At 40.9% G+C, this 6,345-nt stretch carries 2 protein-coding genes, 1 pseudogene and 1 riboswitch; all 3 genes and pseudogenes read right to left on the bottom strand.

Features of this window, described 5'->3' with window-relative positions; translation table 11 throughout:
- Positions 1-4,541 (bottom strand): InlB B-repeat-containing protein (locus tag BUA56_RS23465; RefSeq protein WP_207650957.1); only part of this gene is annotated, 4,541 nt, incomplete at its 3' end.
- A gap of 19 nt (positions 4,542-4,560) precedes the next feature.
- Complete coding sequence (locus BUA56_RS20270) at positions 4,561-5,439, bottom strand: leucine-rich repeat domain-containing protein (protein ID WP_072854595.1); 879 nt, start codon at positions 5,437-5,439, stop codon at positions 4,561-4,563.
- 96 nt (positions 5,440-5,535) lie between these two features.
- Positions 5,536-5,726, bottom strand: a riboswitch (cobalamin riboswitch).
- Positions 5,727-6,168: 442 nt separating this feature from the next.
- Positions 6,169-6,345 (bottom strand): annotated as a pseudogene (locus tag BUA56_RS20265) (lysozyme); the annotation flags it as partial.

Genomic DNA, 6,345 nt, shown 5'->3' with positions numbered 1-6,345 from the left:
TTCATGTAGTACCAGCTTCCGCCTATCTTTTGCCAGCCAGTCAGCATTGCTCCGCTTCCATTCATGTAGTACCAGGTATTGCCTAATTTTACCCATCCGGTAGCCATAACTCCACTATTATTCAAATAATACCAACTTGCTCCAACCTTCTGCCAGCCAGTTTTTCTAGCACCATCGCTGCCCAGATAATACCACTTTCCACCCACTGACAACCATCCAGTCTTCATATACCCGTTAGCATCAAAGTAGTAGTATTTACCGGATACAAGACTCCATCCGTTACGTGGATAGCCTCCACTGTTGTACTGAAACCACCATCCCTTGCTGTCTTTTATCCATTTGCCGCTATATACTACAGTAACTTTACAGGAAGCTGTCCTTCCTTCTGCCTCGGTCGTTGCTATTACATTAGTAGTTCCCTGAGATACCGCTGTCAATTTCCCTTTTGCATCTACCCGCACAATAGATGGATCTAATGACTGCCATTTTACATTTTTATTTTCTGCGGTATCAGGAGATACCGTTGCCGTTAAAGTAAAACTTGCTCCCTTATCCAAAGTTACCTGAGTCTGATTCAATGTTACTTTTGCAGGAAGTAATTCTGTTTTTAATCTTTCGAGTTCTTTCTCCATCCCTTGGAAATTCACCCACGCATTTTCTGCCTCCAGCCAAGTAACCTGCTGCTGGGAAAGTTTATTAATCTCACCCCTTATATTCTCTATCTGAGAACGTTTGGCTAGTGTTACCTTTTGCGCATCTTCACCAATAGAACTCCATAAAATATTAATTTGGGAAATTAGTGCGTCAACTGCTTTCTTTTCTGTAAGTATCTTATCCAACTCATTTTCAGCTGCAATCAGAATATTATAGTTTGTAATCTGATCCTTTTGCTCCTCAGTCAATGAATCATAAGCTTTTCTTGCAGATGTTATAAAAATTTCTTTATCCAGACTTACTGTACCTATATTATCTATTAATGCAATGGTATTAGTTACTGCGCCATATTCCTGTAAGATTTTCTCCAACTCTGTTTCTTTTTCTAAAAGGATCTCAAGATTCTCCTGTCCTACTTCATTCCTTTCGTCCTCACTCAGAAGATTATAGGCTGCACGTGCCCGGTAAATATCATCTTTGCTTTCTTGGGTCACTTTACCGATAGACTGAATCATAAGTACCACTTCTTCCACTCTTTTCATGGAAGCTTTTAAATCCGCAAGCTTATGTTCCGCCTCTTCTAATTGGTCATAATTGCTCACTAATTTTTTCTGTCTTGTATTTAAAGTATGGTACTGAACCCTAACGGCAGTAATTAGGTCTTCTTTTGTCAAATCTACTTCCCCAATACTCTCAATTGCATCAATAACCGGCTGTACAACAATCATATCTTCAGCATTTTCCAATTCATTAATAATCTGAAGGAACTTTGCTTCACTGTCCAGAAGAATCTGCAGAGTCTCTTCCTGTACAAATTCTTTTGCTTTGTCGCTTAAGCTGTCATAGTAATATCTTGCTTGTTCAATCGCTGCCTGACTGTCTGCTGTCACATCACCGATTGCCAGAATTAATGCCTCCGCATGATCAGCTTGTTCTTTAGACTCCTTTAACGTTTGGAGTTGAGTTTCACACATAACTAAAGAGTAATAATTTTCTACAAACGCTTTTGCAGCCGGCGTCATCCCTTCTGCCGAAATTGCATCCCGTGCCTCTGCGATTTTTCCCTCCTTTTCCAAACTTACTAATCCGATAGAAGAGATCATTCCCATAACTTCATTTGCTTTTGGCCAATCTTCATCTGCCTGTTCTGCCTCTGCCAGTATATTAACCTGAGCCGCCGCCCGGTCTAATATATCCACCTCTTCCTGTGATAATTCCGTTTTCAGGGAATCCCCCAGTAAAAGATATGCTGCCTTTGCTCTGCCTACTGCATCCCAGCTGTCAATGGTAATGTCTCCCAGTGAAGCAATTAGGTCCTTTACATTTTGTACTTCTGCCTGGTTCTCCTCTATTTTTCTCAACTCTTCTTCTGCATTAAGAAGGAGATCATAATTTGTGACACCCCTTTTCTGCAAATAAGTTAAACCATCATACGCTATCCTTGCCGCACTAACAGCGTCATAGCTTTCGGATGTTATATCTCCTAATGCTGTAATCGCATTAATGACATTTCTAACCGCCTCCTGCTCTGTCTCCAATGCCTCTAATTCAGCTTCCGCATCTGTTAGAATTTGATAAATATCCTCTGATATTAATTCCCTTTGTTCCGTGCTCAAAGCATTATATGCCGCCCTTGCTGTTTCAATCTGCACTTTGCTGTCCAAATCCACACCGCCGATAGCCTGAATCTTTGCAATAACCTCATCGGCTGCCTCCTGTATTCCTTTTAACTCCGCCAATGCTTTTTCTGCCTGTACAAGCTCAAGATAATTGAGAACCAAATCACGTGCTTCTTTAGGAAGTTCACTGTAAGCTTCTCGAGCCTCAATTACTGCTGATTCACTTTCCAAAGTAATGTCACTCCCAATTGCTCTTATCAGTTCAATTACTCTGTCGACGCCACGATTCATTTCCTCCTGACGCGCCAGTTCTGCCTCTGCATTCTCTAGTTTTTTGTATGCAATGGATCCGACTGCATCCTTTTGATTCTGTTCCATACCGTCATAAATGGCTCTTGCTTCTTTGATACTAGTTTTATCGGCCAACGTAATAGTAGTCCAGCTGTTTACTATTGTATAAAATCTTGTGATTGGGCCCCAATCAGTCAGCCACTTGGCATAAAAGTTCTTTTCCCCATAGCTTCCTTTTTCCACCGCTATGACGGGACTTCCCTTAAAGGTTTCATTATCATACCATCCTTCAAAGGTATATCCTGGTTTTGCTATTTCTTGTGCGGTAGGAAGCTCAAAACTGTCTGTACTTGGCCGATAAACATCCGGCAGTACAACCCCGTCAGCTAAGAGACCACCATTCAATTCCCAGGTAATCGGAAAATCCGGTTTGCCATACTGTGCATAAAGAGTGATATCCTGCTCGGGCATCGACAGCAGCTCTTTGGGAAGATACATAGTACCGGTTCCATCTGCCTTTGTATTCCATCCGATTAATTCCATCTCCCCATTCACTGGAGTTACTGGAAGTTCTGCTGTTTCATAAGGGGAATATGTACTGTCAAAACTGTCTGTGTAAGAATTTCCATCAAATTTTATAGTATAGGTAATAGAATCACTCCATATATAATTATTAGTATCGGAATCCCTCATATCATACAAAGACGTTTGTCCTGATAACCATCTGTCATAGGCTATCAACCCATACACTGCCTGATCCGTGGCCATGGCATTAACACCGCTTCCTGAACCTGAACCTCCGTCATATCCAAAAGTAACGTGCTTAAACCCGCCCACTTCCGGTGAGGATCCGCTCCCGGGAGCCCAGAATGACAGCAGGGCATCAATCATATTATCACTGAAGACACCATCTACCGTAGAACCTTCTTTCATAAAACTGCATGTTTTTCCAATTGTAGGCAGATTAACTTCTTCCGCTTTTGGATCAATATCAAGGGCTGTCAGTGCTACAATAACCTGAACAATGCTCTCGCAATTAACACTTCCCCAGCTATCATAACCGCCATTCTTTTCCTGCATTTCAGAAAGTATATAAACACCTCTCTCTACGGCCTCCTGGAGTTCTTCATAGCTTTTTGTAGCGCCAGTAGTTTCGAACAGTTCCGGCTCCAAATAATACGGAGCCAATGCTTGAAGGGCCATTCCTGTAATATCAATATCCGGATAATTGTTATAAAGAGCCCATCCGCCTTTCGTACCATTAGACTGTGTTATCTCTCTATTTAAAATATTGTCCAGCATTTTGCCGAAACTATTATAGTCAGAGGGATATCCGCCTGACGGTTTTTCGTAAAAATTGTACCGACCCGTTTCTGCGGTTCCCGTATTCATTGCAATTATTTCCCATATTGGTCCATTGATTCCTTGTTTTAGTGAATAAGCATAAGATCGGGAAAGATGATCGATGAAATCATAGGTTTCCTTCTGCTCGGAAACACTGCCAACGTTTGTAATATCATATCCCATCGCAGACATGGTCAAAATCAAACGACTATACTCCGTAGATTTTGCGCTGTGCAGCCTTCCATCTGATGCCTTCGATATGAGTTCATACACATATTTTTCCATCCGATCAATATAGTCATCATAATAGGCAGTATCAACATAATTCAGATAATCCATCCCAGTATATTTTGCCCGCAGCAAATCCATAACAGACCATTCACCAAACGTGCTTCCTACTGACGGACTTTTTACTGTCTCCAAAATATATCTCAGTCCAGCATTCATATAGAATCTGATTCCCGGCTCTTCGTCCTCCCAGAACCGAAGTTTCAGATCCTTATAATCCTCCCGTGGATCCCAGGCTGCCGCAGATATTGTCCTTGGGTTTATCACACAGGAGCTTACTATCATTACAACTGCAAGCACTATTGATATGATACGCTTATGTAGTCCTCTCTTTTTCTCCCTCATACTCTTCTCCTTTCATTTTTCATACAGCAGTGTCATTCTGCGAACCATCAACAAACTCCATTTTAAATCCATATTCTTTACAGTATTCCTCAACCACGGATCCTTTTCTGCACCTTATGGTTGCACTCCTGTTAATAATCCATTCACCAATGAACATGGGATCGTGAAGTATCTCAATAACTTTCAGGCGATTGCAGCCGTGGAAAACCCATTTTCCTATTTTTTTTACACTGGGCGGTATCGAAACTTCTGTGAGATTATTACATTTGAAAAATGCACCTTCTCCCAGCTCTCTCAGCTGATTAGGCAATTCCAGTTTCTGAAGCCCTGTAAAATAAAAAGCCTCTGACTCTATTATTTTAAGGCTTTGGGGAAACTGAAGTTCCTGAAGCTCTTTGCATCGGTAAAAGGCTCTTCTGCCGATTAACTGTATTTCATCCGGCAGCACTACCTGAGACAGACGTCCGCAGCAGTCAAACATTCCCTCTGATATTACTCTGCACTTTGATCCCCTGGCAAATTCAGCCCTATAGAGTTTTTTACATTCCTTATAAGCATTCTTATCAATCTTTGCCACCGAAGGTGGTATATGTACCCGCCGCAGCCGGTTGTTCCTGGAAAACGCCCTCTGTTTAATCCACAAAAGGGTCTCCGGATATTTCACTTCCTTTTGAAAGCTGCAGCCCTCAAAAGCACTTTTTCCAATTACAACACACCCCTTGGGAAGCGTAACTGAATTAATTCTCTCGTTTCCCATAAACGCTTCATTTCCAATAAAACGATAGGTATCCGGTATCACAATGTCCTTATCCATATTCCTTTTTGCCTGGTACTTCGTATAAGTACGTTCATCATATTGCAGGTCTCTCCATGCAGCCTCATCCAGTTTCTTTTTCATAATCCTCCACCTTTATCTATCTATTTTTTCATATGGGCAAACCTCATATACGCATTTTCCGCACAAAAATAAGAGCTTCGCCTTGCCTACGAACCCTAACCTCCACACAATGCGTCCAATATCCTGACTCAAGTTCCTCCTACTGACAGCGCCTTCCCAAATCATTATTTCAGTGGCCAATGCTGCGTTCGTCCCTTTTACAGTAGAGATAGACTGTTTCGGATTCTCACCGAATTCCTGATAAACGCCGATAATAACTTCGGCAGACCGCATCTGGTTATTCATTTATAAGTTGAATCCTGTAAATCAGGATTCTCTGTTTCCTAAAACACAAAAATCTCCTCAGCAAATAAACTGAGAAGATTATAGATAATACCTTACTTTTCGCTATACAACAATCACAAGCTGCGTTATTGCTTCTGGCTTAGATTTTGTTATCCATACAGAGTCCTCAGAACGCGTCAGAATCTCACTGACTTACTTTTAAAATGTCATATCCGCATATGACAAACCGCAACTTTTATTTACTTTTATTTTAGTTATTTCGTTAACAATTGTTAAGATTAGAATAATAAATTTATAACAAATTGTCAATAGATATGGCTTAAATCAATATCTTTTATTTTTTAGTTTTCATCCTTATGAAATTTTTATACAATTTTAATCCCAATTATAATCATTAAAATGGGGTGTTTTCTTCTCTTAGAAAACACCCCATGACTTAAATTTTTATCTTGTCTTTGTCCATACACCGGATCCATTTACATAGTATTTACCTACCCATGTATTAGATGCCATAGCTCCATTGCTGTACAGATAGTACCACTTGCCTCCCAGCTGTATCCACCCGGTTGCCATGGCTCCGCTGCTCTTCAGGTAATACCACGTTCCTCCGATCTTCTGCCA

Source organism: Lactonifactor longoviformis DSM 17459 (assembly GCF_900129135.1).
Lineage (GTDB): Bacteria > Bacillota > Clostridia > Lachnospirales > Lachnospiraceae > Lactonifactor > Lactonifactor longoviformis.
This window is presented reverse-complemented; position numbering and strand designations above follow the sequence as displayed.

What these genes read in the sequence shown, in the direction of transcription:
- BUA56_RS20270 (WP_072854595.1), bottom strand. Translation starts at nt 5,439, where the DNA reads ATGAAAAAGAAACTGGATGAGGCTGCATGGAGAGACCTGCAATATGAT.